Raw genomic sequence first — 16,698 nt, 5'->3', positions numbered from 1 at the left:
TTCATTTTTGATTATTTAGCTATAAATCAAAAATTAATATTGATTAATAATAAAAATATCAAAATTTAATCTTGAATAATCATATAAATTCAATATTTAATTTTGATCATTTACAAATACATCAAGATTAAATATTGATTATCTCCCTATTAATTAATGCTCATTAAATAACCAATAAAATCGTGCAAACTTGTATGAATTTTGTTCAACGCGCTCAAATTCGTCTCTAAAAAGCAATGATTTCTTGACGGTATAAGACGGATATTCAAACCCAGTAAACAAGCTCAAAGCAGGACTCTGCAGAGAGCCCTGGAGAGCATAAAGGGGATACAACTAAGAAAGGGGCAAATAGCTCAGAAAGAGGCTTTTTAGTAATGATAGGCGCTATCGATTTCACGCCAATTTGAACCGCTGTTATCTAAGTAAGTACGAATGGTAGTTTCACCATCTGCAAGGTAGCTATTGTCGAGAAAGTTATTCAAAACAGCCTCTCCCTGCGACGCTGCCGCTTTCAAGCAGAAGGATAGATAACGCGGGAATGGCAGAATATCGTTTCGCCATAGGTTACCCGCATAAAACTGCCCTACACGCTCATGATATTCTTGCTCGTTCCGGCATTTACTATAACGGTAGTGTTGATCAGTTGAGCCTGTGCACATTAGCCCGGTCGAGCTTTGACCATCGGCAAAAGTTTCTACTTCCACCCAATTAAACCGATGTTCACGTTCGAACAGCGCTTCGTACTCTTCTTGAGTACATTCAAACTGGCTGCAAATAATCTCACAACCGGGCGCAGGTAAAGTCGAGCAGGAGGCCAACTGTAAAGAGTCAGGATCAGCCTTATGCCGACTGATAAACACCACACCGACTTTATTGAAGATACGTTTGTAACCGAGAACGGTTACGATCCTGAAGTTCCTGAGGCCAGGGATGGTTTCCCTTGCTGACGTTTCAGATAACAGAGAGCCATATCCAACAATACTTATCATATAGCTCCCCTATCAATATTACTGATCAGATTCTAAAGCGCGCTCAACAAGCTCAGTATTAAGCTTCTTCTTGCCATCTGCACCAAGGCTTTGCAGCATGGTCACCTGACTCACCAAATTACCACGCCCCGTTGATAGTCGCTTATTCGCGGTATCAAAAGCAGCTTGTGTTCTTTGCAAGTTACGCCCTACTTCATCCAGAGCGTCAATAAAGCCAACGAATTTGTCGTACAGCTCACCACCTCTGCGGGCGATCTCTTGAGCATTTTGATTTTGATGTTCGTAACGCCAGATATTGTGGATAGTTCTTAGTGTCACCATCAATGTCGCAGGACTCACCAACATAATGTTGCGATCAAACGCTTCTTTAAACAGATTAGGTTCTTTCTCTAATGCCAACAAGAAAGCGCCTTCCACAGGAATAAACAATAGAACGAAATCGAGAGAGTGAATACCCTCTAATCCTTGGTAAGCTTTATCGCTAAGTCCTTTTATATGACCTCGCATCGAGATCAAATGCTCACGCAACATGCGCTCACGCAAATCTTTATCTTCAGTTGAGCAGTATTGTTCGTAAGCGGTTAAAGAAACCTTCGAGTCGACGATGACATCTTTGCCATCCGGCAGATGAATCACCGCATCAGGCTGGTAGCGTTTACCTTGAACAGATGCAGATACCTGCAGCTCAAACTCGTAGCCTTTGCGTAAACCCGATTCCTCTAAGGCACGCTCTAGTACAACTTCGCCCCAGTTACCCTGAGTTTTATTTTCGCCTTTCAGGGCTTGAGTTAGATTGATCGCATCTTCACTCATCTGCTGGTTAAGCTGTTTTAGATGAGAAATCTGCTCATAGAGAGCTCGACGATCCTTGGACTCTTTATCGTAAACATCTTCAACACGACGCTTAAACTCACCTAACTGCTCTTTCAGAGGTGTCAGCAGGTGCCCCATATTTTCTTGATTACTCTGAGTGAATCGTTGAGCTTTCTCTTCAAAAATACGATTAGCTAGATTCTGGAACTCTTGCTTTAACTGTTGGCGAGCTTGCTCTAACACTTGAAGCTTTTCAGAATGCGCTTCTTGAGTCGCCTCATACCTCGCTTCAAGATCCGCAATCACTTCATTACGATCAGCCAACTCAAACTTGGTTTGCTCCAAGCGTTTATCAAGCTGATGCTTTTCTGTAAGCGTGTCACGTAGTCTTGGTTCTAACGCATGTAAGCGCTCTTCGATACGTGCTTTTTGGATAGATACTTCATGATAGGCAGATTGCTGTGCAGCCAACTCAGTTTCGAGTTTAGCTTTTAACGAGATTATTGTGGTCTCGCTTTCAGCAACCTGCTGTAAGAGGTCTTCTTTTTGGGAAGTCAGATGCCTGTACATAAAGAAGAACAGGCATCCTGTAATCAATACGCCTAGCAGCAAACTATTCAGATCAAATGAAGCTAGCAGCTCAGGCATAGAAAATTACCAATAGAGATATAAAACGACTAGGGAAACCGCAGAAATAATCGATGACATAAACAGCGTTTTCAACTCACCCAGCATCGGCTGAAGAATAACTAAATGAACCACTGGGAAAGTGATAAACATACATAGCAGTGGGATCCACCAGTCTAGGTTGCTGAAACCGTACGCCATAGAGAACAGCAATGCGACAGCAGCAAGGTTACCCGCCATAACGATCGTCATCAAACCGTTACGTTTATGCGCGAATTCAGGCTTATCCTCTTCAGGTAGTTTATTGATAGCACCAGCGCTTAACGCACCAGACATAGAGAACACACCTGAGACTAGAAAAATGATAAGAGGATCGATACTAGGCACACTAAACTCCAGAACATTGCGGATCATTTAATAACTACGCCCATGTCAGATCTTTTTCAGGCGCTCATGGCGGGCTATTGTAAGGCTTTTCAGGCCCACTGTTAAGAAACGGCTCCCTTTTGCATCTATTATTAGATGAGATTAAAATCCCGCCTCAATTCCATGTACACGGATTTTTAATGCAGGTTTTCAAAAGCTTACGCAAACTGCTCAACCGTCATTTCAAGAACATGAAATGGCAGGCTGTATTGGCGCTGCTTCTATTATATGGCCTAAGTAGCTGGTTGCTTTTGGAATGGGCGGGTGAATCCAACCTCACCGGCTCGGACTATATCTACTGGTTAATCGTAACGGCTTCGACTGTGGGCTACGGAGATCTATCTCCCGAAACAGCAACAGGCAAAGCATTAGTCGCTTTCTATATTATTCCTTTCGGTCTTGGTCTATTTGCACTCGTCGTCGGTAAGTTTGCTGCATTCAGTGCTTTTCAGTGGAGAAAAGGTGTTATGGGTCTTAAAGAACTCAACCTCTCAAATCATATCGTCGTCGTTGGCTGGAACGAAGTTCGTACCCTGCCTCTTCTTAAACTTCTCCAGACAGAAGCTAAGAACAACCTTAATCGAGAGATCTGTTTGTGTGTCGCTGATGAGATGGAAAACCCGATGCCGGGCCATATCGAATTTGTTCGTACCGTTTCACTAAACGATGATGAAGGCTTAAATCGTGCAAATATTGAAGATGCCTCAACAATCATCATCGATTGTGCACATGATGATCAGACACTCAGCGCGGCTTTAAATATTTACAATCGCAATCCTCAAGCACACATCATCACCTACTTTAGGGATGAAAGCTTGAGCAATCTGCTTAAACAGCACTGCCCTACCATAGAGTGCACGCCATCTGTATCTACAGAGATGTTAGTAAAATCAGCGATGGACCCAGGCTCCAGTATTTTGCATCACGAACTTCTCAACACAACTACAGGTATGACCCAGTTTTCTGTTGTCGTACCTGAAGGTTTGCCTGAGATGTCTGTACGTGATCTATACGTGCCATTAAAAGAAAATTATGGCGCGACTCTAATCGCTGTTGATCTCGATAACGACGGTAAACCTGAAGTAAACCCTTCACTCGATAAACGCGTTAGATCAGGCTGCACTATTTATTACATTGCACAGTCCCGTTTAAAAGCTTTGGACTGGGCTGCAATTACCCAACTTTCATAATTTTTAGGAGTCTCGCATGGACGCTCTATTTATCGGGCTAATCAACTTTGCTATCTATTTCGGCCTTTCACTGGTTGCCCTACTACTATTCAAAGTCATCTATACCTTCCTAACTCCTTATGACGATTGGGCACTGGTTAAAGAAAAAAACATGGCTGCAGCCTGCGCGCTTTCCGGTGCAACAATTGGTTTCACCATTGCCCTAGCTAGCGCTATCAGTAACTCCGTATCTTTAATCGATTTTGCTGTATGGGCTGTGGTAGCGCTTGTCGCTCAGTTAATCGCTTATCTAGTTGTACGTTTGTTTATGCCGAAAATCACCCAACGCATCCAAGATGGAGAAACACCTGCCGGTATCGTGCTGGGTGCGGTATCTATTGCTATCGGTATCCTTAATGCTGCCTCTATGACCTACTAAGGAGGCATCAGGGATGAAACGTACAAAAATCAACCATCTGCAAAAAAGTGATTTTGCATTTGATGCTAAATGGCTGAAAAACGGACTACGTCTATCAGCTGTCGCTACAGGTGCTGCTTTATTATCCGGCTGTGATTCCGAAGATGGCTACATCTATAGATCGGTCACTGCATGTGAACTGGATAACCCAGGCTATGACGATAGATGTGAAAGCGCCTATCAAAAAGCCCTAGCAGATTGGAAACGCACCGCACCTAGATATAATAGTGAGAGCAACTGCGCTTACGATTTTGGTAACCACCAATGCTTTGAATACTCCCCCTACTTTATTCCGCTAATGGCAGGCTTTATGTTGGGTGAAAATCATCGTACCGAGGAAGATTTTGATCTCGACTTTGATCGACCTAGAGGCTTAGGCTATAGCACCCGAAGAGGCACCCCTGCTTTTCACCGTTGGGTAAGCTCATCCGGTTACATGTTTGGTGATTACCATAAGAACAAAGTTAAGGTCAGCTCCTCAGCATTCAAAGGCAGTAAAGGTAGTGCCCGTGTTATGGGGCGCGGTGGTTTTGGTAAAACCATCTCCAGTCGCTCTTTCGGCGGTTAACCTGTAGATGCTAAGAGTCACCTGCGCCGAACGTCCTGATTGGCGCGAAACTGCTGAACAATATGGCTTCCATTTTCATACTATGTATGGGGAGCCATATTGGGATGAATCTGCCTACTATCAGTTCTCTCTCGAACAGATAGAACAAGATATTGAAGCACCGACAGCTGAGATTCATCAGATGTGTCTGGCAGTGGTTGAGCATGTGGTAGGTAATGAAGAACTGCTGCGCCGCTTTCAAATCCCAGAAGCCTTTTGGGATGAGATTGCGCGCTCTTGGTTTGCCCGCGAAGATAGCCTCTATAGCCGCATCGATCTTTGTTATGACGGTAAAAGCCCTGCCAAATTCTTAGAGAACAATGCCGACACACCCACCAGCCTTTATGAAACGGGATTCTGGCAATGGGTATGGCTTCAGCAACAGGTGGATCGCGGTAAGCTGTCTCAAAATGCCGATCAATTTAACTCGTTGCAAGAGCGACTGATCGAGCGCTTCAAAGCACTCAAAGTTCGCCAGCCTTCTCGCTTACTGCACCTAGCAAGTTGCAAAGACACGATCGAAGATCGTGGCACTGTGCAATATCTGCAAGATTGCGCCCAACAAGCCGGCCTACTAAACGACTTCATCTATGTTGAAGATATCGGCATCAATGAAGATCAGCGCTTTGTCGATCAGCTAGGTAAACCGATCAACTGGCTATTCAAACTCTACCCTTGGGAGTTTATGCAACGGGAAGAGTACGGCGAATACATTGCTCAAAGCGGTACCACCTTTCTAGAGCCGATCTGGAAAAGCTTAGTCTCCAACAAAGCACTACTGCCTTTATTGTGGGAACTCTTTCCAAATCACCCTAACCTACTACCTGCTTATTTTGAAGATGATCCCCGTGCTGCAGAACTTACGCATTATGTCCGCAAGCCGATCTTCTCTCGCGAAGGCGCCAATATCAGCATCGTTAATCAAGGCGAAGTAATAGCGAAGGCCGAAGGGCCTTACGGTGAAGAGGGATACATCGTTCAGGCTTGTCACCCTCTGCCTAAATTTGGTGACAATCACACGCTGATCGGCAGCTGGCTAATAGGCGATCAACCCGCCGGTATTTCTCTAAGAGAAGATAAACACCCGATCACACAAGATCTTTCCCGCTTTTTACCGCATATCATCCTTTGATAGCGATGAGTCAGTCGTAACGCAATCAGGCTAGAAAATGGTATTATGCGCGGCAATATTTAGATAACGCCCAATAAAAGCTGTTTTTTTCAGATTGGGTCATGACTTTTATCACCCTCGACAACGTTAAACTAACGCCGTCGAACCTAGATTAGAGAAGATTTAAGTGGAATTTTTGGTTAACGAAGCAATTGAAGATTATGCCTTTCAAAGCACTACAGCTGAGCCTGAATTGCTGCAAGAGCTGATCGATGAAACCAACAAAAACATGGGCTGGCCGCAAAAGCTATCTGGCCGTTTAGTTGGCAGAACGCTAAAACTTCTTGCTCAGTTGCACCAACCAAAGAACGTACTAGAGATTGGTATGTTCACTGGCTATTCTGCTTTATCCATAGCAGAAGGCATGCCAGAAGATGGCAAGATCATCTGCTGCGAAACGAACCCTCGCGCAATCGACTTTGCCAAAACATTCTTTGATCGCAGCCCTCATGGCCACAAGATCGAAGTAATCTTCGGTAAAGCGATTGAAACCATCGAAACACTGGATATGGAGTTAGACTTCACATTCATCGATGCCGATAAGCGCAACTACCTAAACTACTACCACAAGGTTCTAGAAATGACGCGCCCAGGCGGCCTGATCATTCTGGATAACATGTTGTGGTCTGGCAAAGTACTACAGCCAGAATCTGACATTGATGACGTGTTAGTCGATCTAAACAAAGAGATCGCTGCAGATCCAAATGTAGAAAACCTATTCCTAACCGTTCGCGACGGTATGAATGTGGTACGGAAACTACGTTAATGCGACACCTAATCAGCGCGATTAATTCAGACGCGCCTCAGGTAGCGCTTAACAGCAATGAAGCTGCACCTGAGGAAAGCTATACAATCGAATCTGCAGATTCGGTGCTAAAGCTTTATCTCGATACCGATGAAAAAGCGCCTTTAATGGCTGCATTGCAACAAGTGCGTAATGCCATTATCGAAGATTTAGACCAAGTAGAAACTGTTGCTGAAATTTACGGTCTGATGTATTGGTTGCTAGCGGATCATGGCGTCGATAATCGCGGCGAATCTCTAGAAGAAACTGCCGATCGATTAGGCGATATCGATATTGAGAACGATACTGATCAATATGGCGAACTGATTTTCCACCTCAAAGATGCCGTAGAACGCTTGTACGATATAGAACTGGATTAACAGCACCGTTGTACGTTTAAGGGAGGCAGTATGCGCAGAGGTCATAAAATACTATGGGCGTGCCTCCTTTTAACTTTCACTTTTGTAATAGCCCTGCCTTTAGCCGCATACTTTTTCTCCCCAGTTATTGCACATAAAAGCCTGCAATATTGGTTGGAGCAAAATGACTTCTCCGCTGTTGAACTGGATATGCAAACACCTAGCTGGAACGAGCTGCATATCGCTAATGTAAAACTAGAAAAGCACACCCCTACTCAGATCATCAGTTATCAATCCAGCGATATAACACTGCAATTTAACCCTTACACTCTCTGGCAAGAACAGCGCCTCAAACTTCTATCAATGCCGCGCTCAGATATAAAAATCACCTACACCACCGAACAGAGCAGTGAGAGTAATAATGAAGTGGTAGATCTAGGCCAAGCGCTACCCTCGGTTTGGTTTAATCAGATCCCCATTGATGCAATTCGGATTGGACAAGTCACTCTTCGATTGGATTACCCAGAAAACCAGAGCGATTGGCAGTTTATCGGCGCACTACTGTTTGAAGACGACAAACTGTATAGCCGCGTTAAAGCCTTAAGAGACGAGAAGGATTTTGGTTGGGGCGACCTGAATCTGAACAAGCAAAATCAATTTACGTTTCGGTTGTTAGAGGATGAGGAGCCGTTCTTTAATATTGCAGGCGATCTCTCGTTTGATGACAAACTGACCTTAACATCCGCGCAAGAGATCCAACTGGCGGGTTTACAGAGCTGGCGACAAAAACTCGAATTGCACAACCTACCGATTCCTAAGCTAGAAGGCACGGTCAAACTTCAGGGAAAAATTCACTTCCCGCTACAAACCCGTTTCTCGCCAGATGAACTGTTAAAAAGTATCCAGATCGATCAAACCGGTAAGGGCAAGATAACCGCGTTTAACCCAATTCCGTCTCTAGAAAAAGCCTCTGCCGAATTAGAAGGTGCACTTAAATTTTCACTAAAAGAAGCTGAGATCACGCTTAACTCCGACACCAATATACAAGTCCCCGAGCTAAAACCCCCGAGCTTAAAAGAACCGATACAAAACCTGAAAGCGACCTTACAAAAGCCACTCGCGATCAAAGCCAATATAGGCCAACTGCTTTTAGATGGTGCTTTGATACCAGATGTATCACCTCTACATTTAGATATTGAAGCCGGTGCGATTGCGCTAGAGGGAATAAATGTTTCACCAATACGTTCTAAACTAAGCCTCGACTCCATTGATCTGGCTAAGTCTAATATTTCCGGTTCGATTACTATCACTCAGCTAAACCTGAGCCAAGGGAAAACCCAATTTCCACAATTGAAACTGAGTTCTAAATTCACATGGGATAAAGATCAGTTAAGCAATCGCTATCAGGTATCCAGCAACGCTCCTATAAAGCTAGATCTGAAAGGCCGTGCAAATACCACCTTAAGTAACGGCAACACTCAGCTAAATTGGTCCGTACAACCTATCAGCCTCAAAGGGATTGATCGCTCACTAGAAGCCTACGTCCCTATTCCGAAAGAGCTAAGCGTGCTTAAAGGCACACTTTTCCATAAAGGAAGCGGTAACTTAAAGAACGGCAAGTTCTCAGCACGAGTCAGCAACAGCATTAGAGCTACAGATCTAAGCTGGGATGAAACCTTAATTGAAGGGCTCAATTTAGATTCAACCTCCCGACTTTCCACCTCAGGTAAGTTACGCGATACAGGCAGCATTAAGCTGGGTCGGGTTACAACAGGAGTTGAAATCAAAAATGTGCAAACAAGTTATCAGTACCAGCAGCGAAAAAGCGGTGACCTGCTTAAACTGAAGGGTATGCAGGCTGAACTTTTTGAGGGTTTAATTAGCCTCTCAGATTTCGAGTTCAATCCAAGCAAACCCGATATCACCAGTCAGGTTAAGGTGGACAATATCGACCTTGGCGCGGTGATGGCTTTGGAAAGGCAGCAAGGGTTATCCGGTGAAGGTAAATTAGAGGGCAGTTTCCCTCTAGCTTACAAAGATAACGCTTTCACCATTACAGATGGTGTTATCAAAGGCTTAGCGCCTGGAGGCAAAATATTGTTTGAGCCGACCCCAGCAGTACAAGCCTATGCAGCGGCCAATATTGGCTTAAAGATGGCGATTGAAGCACTTCAGAATTTTCATTATGAAGAGCTAGATATAGGGCTTAACTATTCAGAGGATGGTACGGCCTTATTAGAAACTCGCTTAAAGGGTAGCAATCCAGATTGGCAAAATGGCCACCCGGTAGATTTCACGATTAATGTGGAAGAGAATATTCCTAAGTTAATCAAAACATTACAGTTTGCAGATAAATTGACGAAGACTATCGAGAAGCGTTACCGTTAACGCAGATTGAAACCAAATTTGAGGAACAACCATGAAATTAACCCATTTACTCCCACCTTTTGCGTTAGCAATTGCGTTGGCTGGTGTGAGCGGTTGTTCACCCCGCGTGGAAGTCGCGGTACCTAGCGAACCTATTACCATTAACCTCAATGTTAAAATTGAGCACGAGATTCTGGTCAAGGTTGATAGGGAAATTGATGAACTGCTCACAGAAAACAGCGATATTTTTTAAAGGGGTATGATGATGAAACAGTTTCGAACTCTATTCAGCATGATAGCCCTAGCGCTATCAATCATTGCAACACCTGTTTGGGCTATCTCTAAAGACGATGCTAAAGCTCAAGGTCTAATCGGTGAGCGTACCAACGGCTATCTAGGCATAGTAACGTCTAAGCCTACAGGCGATCTCAAATCTTTGGTTGCTGGCATTAATGAAAAACGCCGTGCTGCTTATGACAAAGGCTCTAAAAAAGCAGGTGTAGAGCGCGCAGTGTTTGAACTACGTATGGGTCAACGCCTTCAAGAACGCACACCTGCAGGGCAATTTATCCAGCTACAAAACGGCAAGTGGCGTAAGAAGTAATCGTAAACATATAGCCGATGGGGCGCGCGCCCTATTCGGCTAATTTTATCCAAATACCACTCGCAACAAAGAAAGGGACGTTCGAATGTCAGCCCATAGCCCAAAACTGATTGCAGCGTTAGCCGCTACCCTACTCAGTACAGGCACCGCATCAGCTGACACCATCGCCTCTTTAGCCAATGGCGCTAATGAGTCTAATCCATGGACGCTCAATCTTTATTTTGAAAATGATCTGTTTTCCGAAACAGACCAAAACTACACCAACGGCATTAAGGCTTCTTGGGTATCCCCCAATGTGAGTAATCATCTGGACGATCCCAACCTACCTGAGTGGGTAGGCAAAGTTGCCCCCTATTTACCAAGGTTCGATCCACCCAATCCAACTGGCGAGCCGATACAACGTAATGTTGTAGTCAGCTTAGGACAGCAAATCTACACCCCTGAAGATCTCGAACGCTTTACCCTCGATCCCAATGATCGCCCCTACGCTGCATGGCTCTACGGAGGGCTGTCTTACCATAGCCGTACCCGTCGCTCGATGAATACAGCAGAGCTAAATATCGGTATTGTCGGCCCATGGGCTTTAGGAGAAGAAGCTCAAGACTTTATTCATGATCTGCGAGGGTTTAAAAAGTTTAATGGCTGGGATAATCAGCTTAAAAATGAGCCTGGCATTCAGCTTGTTTACGAACATAAACACCGCTTTTTAGAAGGGCCAATTTCGCCTCTATTTGAGTACGACACCATCCTTCATGGTGGCGGTAGTCTCGGTAATATCGCGACCTACCTCAATGCCGGTGCAGAAGTACGTGTCGGTTGGAATCTCCCCCAAGACTTTGGCACATCAGCGCTACGCAGTGGGGGCGATAATAGCGCCCCAGGTTTAGGCGATGGACGATACCAGCGTGGTAGTCGCGATAACAATCTGGGTGTTCACGCATTTGTCTCTATGGATGGCCGCTGGGTGTTAAGAGATATCTTCCTTGATGGTAATACCTTTAGAAGTAGCCACTCTGTCGATAAAGAACCTCTTGTTGGGGAAACTGCAGTTGGAGTCGCAGCGTTATATAAAGGTTGGAAACTGTCGTTTGCCAAAGTCCATCGCAGTAAAGAGTTTAAAGGCCAACCTAACGGTCACTCCTTTGGCTCGCTCAGCCTAAGTTACTCTTATAGCCTATAAGCCATAGCCTCTTAAACAGACTCATCAAAACACAGATAATAAAAAGGCTCCAAACAGAGCCTTTTTGCATTTTATAATTCAGGGACAAAGCTCGTTACAACAGCTTCAGGATCTCATCTTTAGGCATAGGCTTAGCAAAGTAAAACCCTTGAAGATACTCACACCCCATCTGTTTTAGGTAATCGGCCTGTTCAAGCATCTCCACCCCTTCCGCGACTAATTCCATCTGCAGGCCTTTAGCCAAACCCACAATCGAGTTAGCTATGCAGCGGTCATTGTCGGCATCAGGTAAGCCATCTACAAACGATTTATCGATTTTCAATTTAGTAACTGGCATATGCTTTAGGCGCGAAAGAGATGAATAGCCCGTGCCAAAATCATCAATAGCCATGCGAATACCAAGGCTAGATAACGCCTCTAATTGAGAACGAACAAAAGCAGAGTCCTGACCGATCAGTTCCTCAACAATTTCCAACTCGATTTTGCAGGCAGGTAGATCGTGCTCCTGCAGCAAAGAGGCAATCTCTTCGGAAAGCGCGGCGTTATGTAGCTGCTCAGCGGCGATATTCACAGAAACCCAACCGACTGATTTTCCTTCCTGCTCAAATTTAACCAGATCTTCACAGGCTTTCTTCAACATCAAACTACCTAAACGTTCCATTAAACCCAGTTTCCGAGCAATCGGTAGGAATTCGCCGGGGGGTATATTGCCTTTATCAGGATGAGGCCAACGCACTAATGCCTCTAACCCCACGATGGTTTCTTTTTCTGCACAAAATACAGGTTGATAGAAAGGTACGAGCCGAGCTTGTTCTATTGCCTCGACCAGCTCATTTTCGAATGAACGCTTACTTTGTAACTGTACCAACCAGTCTTTAGCAAAATACTGTACGCCACCTCGTGTGCTCTCTTTGGCTCGCCGCATTGCAAGTTCAGCACAACGCATAGGGCTGGAGACAGGTTCACCCTCTATCGGGTAAATAACTACCCCCGTACTGCTACTGACATTGACAAACTCTTCATTACAGATTTTCAGCGGTGTACGACTAATCAGTTTTAATTGATGAGTAAGCGAATTTAATTGCTCAGTCTTTTCAAGATTAGGAATCCATACCGCAAAGGTATCCCCGCCTACCCGTGCCAAACGGCAATCGATCTGACGAGTTAGTTTTTCCAAGCGTCTAGCAAACGCCACGAGAAGATGATCAGCTACTGTATGGCCATATTGGTCATTGATAGAGGCAAACGAATCAAGTCCGATCAAAAGCAGCGCACTTGGATTTTCAATTTCCCCAGCCTCATGCTGATTAAAGTCCAAGCGCTTTTGAAACTGATTACGCTTTTCTAATCCAGTTAACGGATCATATTGCTCCAGAAACTCAAGTTGGGCACGGTCCCTCAACCACAACTCATGTTCATTAATCATCGAGATATGATCAGCAAGCGATGCTACATACGACATCTCCGCCATATCCCAAACACGCTGATCTCCCACCTGCTCAAGGCAGATTACACCCTGTAGTTTTCCTGAGGAAAAAATCGGAGCATCTAGCATCGAGCAGATGTCATTAGGAATAAGATAGGTATCAGCAAACTCTTTGGTACGAGAATCGGTGATCGCATTATCAGCATTGATTAAGCGATCTTCCGCGATGGCTCTGAAGTATCGAGGAAAATCTTCACGGTATAAAGCAGCACCTTGATAATATTGATCCGTTTCATGCAGATACAGAACTTCGCAGACAATCCGCTTAGCATCAGGATCCAACTTCCAAATGCTCACCCTAGAAACATTCAATTGCTCTGCACAAGACTGAATAATATGTTTTAGCTTTGAAATCCTAGGGTATTCAATAAACCCTTCCCCATGACTCAGTACTAATAACGACTTATGCAGACTAATTAACTTTTCTACCGCTGGCATGCCCCTTCCCTACAGTGAAAGTAACTAACTGATCTATATCTAAAAAATATCAGTGCTACTTACAATAATAGATGAGGATCATACATAACCAAGTGAATTGATGAGAATTACTCAGATCAATGTTGAGAGTATTAAACGTGCATATATGAAAACAAGGTTTCCTAAAATAAACTTTTGTCTATTTTCTATCACAAAATGAGCAAAAAACGGGTATCATTAGCCACTTTTTGAGCACACCATAATCAACTGATCACAGGTAAGTTAAAAATGCCGACACAGAATCAGGCTCCGCTTTCCGTTTTGGAGCAAAAAGATGCCTTTATAGCGCGTCACATTGGACCTTCCGCAGCCGAGCAACAAGCGATGCTTGCCGAGCTTGATGTAACTGATATGGATCAGTTGATCAGCCAAACCGTACCTGAGTCTATTATGCTCAAGTCACCGATTGGCCTACCAGAAAGCCGCTCTGAAGATGAGGTACTTGCGTACCTAAAATCTGTTGCGCAAAAGAACAAAGTAAACACATCGATGATCGGTATGGGTTATACCGACACGATCGTACCAAACGTTATCCTACGTAACGTATTGGAAAATCCAGGTTGGTACACGGCGTACACGCCATACCAGCCAGAAGTTTCTCAAGGCCGTTTGGAAGCGATCCTTAACTTCCAAACAATGGTGCTAGACCTAACAGGCCTAGACCTTGCCAACGCTTCCCTACTGGATGAAGCAACTGCTGCCGCTGAAGCGATGACGCTATGTAAGCGTATGTCTAAAGCGAAGAAAGCCAACACATTCCTAATCGATAGCAATGTTCACCCACAGAGCATCAGCGTTATTGAAACACGTGCTGAGCCTTTAGGTTACGAAGTCATCGTTGGTGACGTAAGCGAGTTGATCGATCAGCACGAAGTATTCGGTGTACTAGCTCAGTACCCAGGTACTTACGGTGATGTAAACGACTACGCTGAGCTAATCGAAAAAGTTCACAGCAAAAAAGCCCTATTCTGTGCAGCGGCAGACATCATGAGCTTGATCATGCTGAAATCACCAGGCGAGCTAGGTGCTGACGTTGTATTCGGTTCTGCTCAGCGCTTTGGTGTGCCAATGGGTTACGGTGGTCCACACGCTGCATTCTTTGCAACACGTGATGCATACAAGCGTTCTGTTCCTGGCCGTATCATTGGTGTTTCTGTTGATACACGCGGTAACAAAGCACTGCGTATGGCGATGCAAACACGTGAGCAGCATATCCGTCGTGAGAAAGCGACATCTAACATCTGTACTGCTCAGGTTCTACTTGCCAACATGGCAGGCTTCTACGCGGTTTACCACGGCCCACAAGGTCTAAAAACCATCGCTAGCCGCATCAACCGTCTAACAACGATTCTTGCGAAAGGCCTACAAGCGAAAGGCGTTCAGCTACTAAACAACAGCTGGTTCGATACTCTATCTATTCAGCTAGATAACGCTGAAGAGGTTTACCAGGCAGCACTAGATGCAGGTATCAACCTACGTAAGATTAGCGACAACAAGCTTGGCATGACTTGTGATGAATGCACTAACCGTGACATCATCAACACCCTTTGGGATTGCATCCTAGGTGCAGGTCACGGTCTTGATCTAGACAGCATCGATGCAGAAATCTCCGCTTCTGGTGAAACATCATTTGATGCTGCACTAGTGCGTGAATCTGAGATTCTTCAGCACCCAGTATTCAACAGCTACCACAGCGAAACAGAGATGCTTCGCTACCTTAAGAAGCTGGAAAACAAAGATATCTCCCTTGCTCACAGCATGATCGCGCTTGGCTCTTGTACGATGAAGCTAAACGCTACTGCTGAGATGATCCCAGTGACATGGCCTGAATTTGGTCAGATCCACCCGTTCGCACCAATGGATCAAGCACAAGGTTACAAGCAGCTAATCACTGAGCTAGAAGATCAACTAAAAGAGATCACTGGTTTTGATGCGATCTGCATGCAGCCAAACTCTGGCGCACAAGGTGAGTACGCGGGCCTATTGGCGATCCGTAACTACCACCAGTCAAACGGTGAAGCGCACCGTAATATCTGCCTAATTCCAACATCTGCACACGGTACTAACCCAGCATCAGCGGCACTGGCTGATATGAAAGTGGTACTAACCGCATGCGATGAAAACGGTAACGTAGATGTTGCTGACCTGCGCGCTAAAGCAGAACAGCACAAAGATGACCTATCTTGTTTGATGATCACCTACCCATCTACACACGGTGTATATGAGGAAGATATCCGCGAGATCTGCCAGATCGTTCACGATAACGGTGGTCAGGTTTACATGGACGGCGCCAACCTGAATGCTCAGGTAGCGATCAGCCAGCCAGCAGAGATCGGTGCAGACGTATCGCACATGAACCTGCACAAAACATTCTGTATCCCTCACGGTGGCGGTGGTCCAGGTATGGGCCCTATCGGTGTTAAAGCACACTTGGCACCATTTGTGGCGAACCACCCCGTACAACAGATCGAAGGCCCTAAAGCTGAGAACGGCGCAGTATCTGCTGCACCTTGGGGTAGCGCATCTATCCTACCGATCTCTTGGGTTTACATCGCACTCATGGGCGGTACAGGCCTTCGCGCTGCTACTGAAAACGCGATCCTAAACGCTAACTACCTAGCTAAGAAACTAGGCGAAGACTTCCCTGTTCTTTACTCTGGTCGTAACGGCCGTGTTGCACACGAGTGCATCATCGACATGCGCCCGCTTAAAGAAGCGTCTGGCATCACAGAAGAAGACGTAGCTAAGCGTTTGATGGACTTTGGCTTCCACGCACCAACAATGTCCTTCCCTGTGGCAGGCACATTGATGATCGAGCCAACGGAATCTGAATCTAAAGCTGAGCTAGATCGCTTTATCGAAGCGATGAGCACAATCCGCGAAGAGATTCGTCAGGTTGAAGCAAACGAGATCGACGGCGAAAACAACCCACTACGTAATGCGCCACACACTATGGCAGACATTATCGATTCTGAGTGGAACCGTCCTTACTCACTTGAAACAGCAGCCTTCCCTGCTGATCACCTGAAAGACAGCAAGATCTGGCCAACGGTTAACCGTATCGATAACGTATACGGCGACCGTAACCTATTCTGTTCTTGTATTCCGGTTGAAGATTACGCTGAGTGATTAGCGAAGCAGCCTAAAACTAAAAATGCCGC

At 45.1% G+C, this 16,698-nt stretch carries 15 protein-coding genes; 11 read left to right on the top strand and 4 right to left on the bottom strand.

Annotation, left to right across the window (positions count from 1 at the left end; translation table 11 throughout):
• Positions 1-368: 368 nt before the first annotated feature.
• From ACMXYR_RS05155 to ACMXYR_RS05145, 3 genes are read right to left on the bottom strand one after another with little or no spacing between them, the layout of a single operon-like run.
• A complete protein-coding gene (locus ACMXYR_RS05155; protein WP_415903179.1) occupies positions 369-989 on the bottom strand; it encodes a gamma-glutamylcyclotransferase in 621 nt (206 codons plus the stop codon).
• Positions 990-1,007: 18 nt separating this feature from the next.
• The gene (gene rmuC / locus ACMXYR_RS05150; protein ID WP_415903178.1) at positions 1,008-2,450 is read right to left on the bottom strand and encodes a DNA recombination protein RmuC; all 1,443 of its coding nucleotides are present in this window, start codon (positions 2,448-2,450) and stop codon (positions 1,008-1,010) included.
• Between the two features lie 6 nt (positions 2,451-2,456).
• Positions 2,457-2,816, bottom strand: coding sequence for a hypothetical protein (locus ACMXYR_RS05145; protein WP_415895809.1), 360 nt, complete (start codon positions 2,814-2,816; stop codon positions 2,457-2,459).
• 179 nt (positions 2,817-2,995) lie between these two features.
• On the opposite strand from ACMXYR_RS05145, the gene ACMXYR_RS05140 reads away from it, so the two are divergent.
• From ACMXYR_RS05140 to ACMXYR_RS05095, 10 genes are all read left to right on the top strand, one after another.
• Positions 2,996-4,045 (top strand): ion channel, encoded by a 1,050-nt coding sequence (locus tag ACMXYR_RS05140; RefSeq protein ID WP_415896589.1) that lies wholly within the window; start codon positions 2,996-2,998, stop codon positions 4,043-4,045.
• A 16-nt stretch (positions 4,046-4,061) separates the two neighbouring features.
• Entirely contained in the window at positions 4,062-4,463 is a 402-nt protein-coding gene (locus ACMXYR_RS05135; RefSeq protein WP_415887521.1) for a DUF350 domain-containing protein, read from the top strand.
• A gap of 13 nt (positions 4,464-4,476) precedes the next feature.
• Positions 4,477-5,070 carry a DUF1190 domain-containing protein gene (locus tag ACMXYR_RS05130; RefSeq protein WP_415903177.1) on the top strand — a complete coding sequence of 198 codons (594 nt, stop codon included), beginning with the start codon at positions 4,477-4,479 and terminating at the stop codon, positions 5,068-5,070.
• A gap of 7 nt (positions 5,071-5,077) precedes the next feature.
• Complete coding sequence (locus tag ACMXYR_RS05125; RefSeq protein WP_415903176.1) at positions 5,078-6,241, top strand: glutathionylspermidine synthase family protein; 1,164 nt, start codon at positions 5,078-5,080, stop codon at positions 6,239-6,241.
• Between the two features lie 166 nt (positions 6,242-6,407).
• Positions 6,408-7,046: an O-methyltransferase gene (locus ACMXYR_RS05120; protein ID WP_415881778.1), complete on the top strand. Its 639-nt coding sequence runs from the start codon at positions 6,408-6,410 to the stop codon at positions 7,044-7,046.
• A complete protein-coding gene (locus ACMXYR_RS05115; RefSeq protein WP_415903175.1) occupies positions 7,046-7,444 on the top strand; it encodes a hypothetical protein in 399 nt (132 codons plus the stop codon). The genes ACMXYR_RS05120 and ACMXYR_RS05115 overlap by 1 nt, the downstream gene beginning before the upstream one ends.
• A 30-nt stretch (positions 7,445-7,474) precedes the next feature.
• Positions 7,475-9,811 (top strand): YdbH domain-containing protein, encoded by a 2,337-nt coding sequence (locus tag ACMXYR_RS05110; protein ID WP_415903174.1) that lies wholly within the window; start codon positions 7,475-7,477, stop codon positions 9,809-9,811.
• A 31-nt stretch (positions 9,812-9,842) separates the two neighbouring features.
• Positions 9,843-10,043 carry a YnbE family lipoprotein gene (locus ACMXYR_RS05105; protein ID WP_415881781.1) on the top strand — a complete coding sequence of 67 codons (201 nt, stop codon included), beginning with the start codon at positions 9,843-9,845 and terminating at the stop codon, positions 10,041-10,043.
• Positions 10,044-10,055: 12 nt separating this feature from the next.
• Positions 10,056-10,394 (top strand): YdbL family protein, encoded by a 339-nt coding sequence (locus ACMXYR_RS05100; protein WP_415903173.1) that lies wholly within the window; start codon positions 10,056-10,058, stop codon positions 10,392-10,394.
• Positions 10,395-10,479: 85 nt separating this feature from the next.
• A complete protein-coding gene (locus tag ACMXYR_RS05095; protein WP_415903172.1) occupies positions 10,480-11,574 on the top strand; it encodes a lipid A deacylase LpxR family protein in 1,095 nt (364 codons plus the stop codon).
• 94 nt (positions 11,575-11,668) lie between these two features.
• On the opposite strand, the gene ACMXYR_RS05090 is transcribed toward ACMXYR_RS05095, so the two are convergent.
• Positions 11,669-13,498, bottom strand: a complete 1,830-nt coding sequence (locus ACMXYR_RS05090; protein ID WP_415903171.1) for an EAL domain-containing protein — start codon at positions 13,496-13,498, stop codon at positions 11,669-11,671.
• 267 nt (positions 13,499-13,765) lie between these two features.
• Here ACMXYR_RS05090 and gcvP point away from each other — a divergent pair, with 267 nt between their 5' ends.
• On the top strand, positions 13,766-16,666 hold the full coding sequence (gene gcvP, locus ACMXYR_RS05085; RefSeq protein WP_415903170.1) for an aminomethyl-transferring glycine dehydrogenase: 2,901 nt from the start codon (positions 13,766-13,768) through the stop codon (positions 16,664-16,666).
• The last annotated feature ends 32 nt before the right edge of the window (positions 16,667-16,698 follow it).

Source organism: Neptuniibacter sp. QD29_5, assembly GCF_047778125.1.
Classification (GTDB): Bacteria; Pseudomonadota; Gammaproteobacteria; order Pseudomonadales; family Balneatricaceae; genus Neptuniibacter.
The sequence above is the reverse complement of the archived record's forward strand: the minus strand, read 5'-3'. Positions and strand labels throughout refer to the sequence as shown.

Excerpts from the sequence above, each read along its gene's own strand:
- ACMXYR_RS05155 (WP_415903179.1), bottom strand. The coding sequence starts at position 989 with ATGATAAGTATTGTTGGATATGGCTCTCTGTTATCTGAAACGTCAGCA.
- rmuC (WP_415903178.1), bottom strand. The coding sequence starts at position 2,450 with ATGCCTGAGCTGCTAGCTTCATTTGATCTGAATAGTTTGCTGCTAGGC.
- ACMXYR_RS05140 (WP_415896589.1), top strand. The coding sequence starts at position 2,996 with ATGCAGGTTTTCAAAAGCTTACGCAAACTGCTCAACCGTCATTTCAAG.
- ACMXYR_RS05135 (WP_415887521.1), top strand. The coding sequence starts at position 4,062 with ATGGACGCTCTATTTATCGGGCTAATCAACTTTGCTATCTATTTCGGC.
- ACMXYR_RS05130 (WP_415903177.1), top strand. The coding sequence starts at position 4,477 with ATGAAACGTACAAAAATCAACCATCTGCAAAAAAGTGATTTTGCATTT.
- ACMXYR_RS05125 (WP_415903176.1), top strand. The coding sequence starts at position 5,078 with ATGCTAAGAGTCACCTGCGCCGAACGTCCTGATTGGCGCGAAACTGCT.
- ACMXYR_RS05115 (WP_415903175.1), top strand. The coding sequence starts at position 7,046 with ATGCGACACCTAATCAGCGCGATTAATTCAGACGCGCCTCAGGTAGCG.
- ACMXYR_RS05110 (WP_415903174.1), top strand. The coding sequence starts at position 7,475 with ATGCGCAGAGGTCATAAAATACTATGGGCGTGCCTCCTTTTAACTTTC.
- ACMXYR_RS05105 (WP_415881781.1), top strand. The coding sequence starts at position 9,843 with ATGAAATTAACCCATTTACTCCCACCTTTTGCGTTAGCAATTGCGTTG.
- ACMXYR_RS05100 (WP_415903173.1), top strand. The coding sequence starts at position 10,056 with ATGAAACAGTTTCGAACTCTATTCAGCATGATAGCCCTAGCGCTATCA.
- ACMXYR_RS05095 (WP_415903172.1), top strand. The coding sequence starts at position 10,480 with ATGTCAGCCCATAGCCCAAAACTGATTGCAGCGTTAGCCGCTACCCTA.
- ACMXYR_RS05090 (WP_415903171.1), bottom strand. The coding sequence starts at position 13,498 with ATGCCAGCGGTAGAAAAGTTAATTAGTCTGCATAAGTCGTTATTAGTA.
- gcvP (WP_415903170.1), top strand. The coding sequence starts at position 13,766 with ATGCCGACACAGAATCAGGCTCCGCTTTCCGTTTTGGAGCAAAAAGAT.